Annotated in this window: 2 protein-coding genes; both read right to left on the bottom strand. The window is 55.9% G+C overall.

Going from position 1 to position 544, the window contains the following annotated elements; translation table 11 throughout:
- Nucleotides 1–183, bottom strand: a 183-nt coding sequence (locus N1032_RS27350) for a hypothetical protein (protein ID WP_259543855.1), incomplete at its 3' end; no start/stop codon positions are given.
- A 73-nt stretch (nt 184–256) separates the two neighbouring features.
- The coding region (locus N1032_RS27345) for a hypothetical protein (protein WP_259543853.1) at nt 257–544 on the bottom strand (288 nt) is incomplete at its 5' end.

The following is a 544-nucleotide window of genomic DNA, read 5'->3' as shown; positions in this document are numbered from 1 at the left end:
TTGTGTTCCCATTGCCTGATTGATGGATTGTGTCGGACGTTCTGGCGTCAGACCTGCTAACAACACACCGCCACCAACCACTACCGAACCTATTAGCCACGCCCAGATTGGAACCGTCCAACCGAATACGCCAGCCAACACCAACACCACTAACGCGAGTGCTGCCGTTCCACCTCCGCACATACCAACCCCCTACAAAGAACATTTGATGAAGGCTACGGCATCCTTGCCGCTACCTTGACTAATGCTCTCTGACTTATTCAGCCGCTGCCAGTGAAGCCGCCGCGTGTCCGTAGAAGTCATTGCTTACTGCTTCGTCAATCGCTACCAGCTCACCGCCTTTGACTTCGGTCAGGTAAAGCCCAGCCGCTGCCATAATCTCGCGGTAGTCAGCGGTCAGGGCAAGGGCGCGCTCTTCGAGGCTGTCAATCAGCTTGACTTTCCACTGTGTAGCCATCGCCGCTTCGATTTCCTCCGGTGAGCGGTCGTCGTATTCGTCCACCAGTTCGGCTACTGCTTCCTTGCCACCGTCCAGCTTAGCCAG

Origin of the sequence: Herbiconiux daphne (assembly GCF_024979295.1) — a bacterium.
Lineage (GTDB): Bacteria > Actinomycetota > Actinomycetes > Actinomycetales > Microbacteriaceae > Herbiconiux > Herbiconiux daphnes.
Note: the sequence above shows the minus strand (reverse complement) of the source record. Positions and strands in the feature narration are given on the sequence as shown.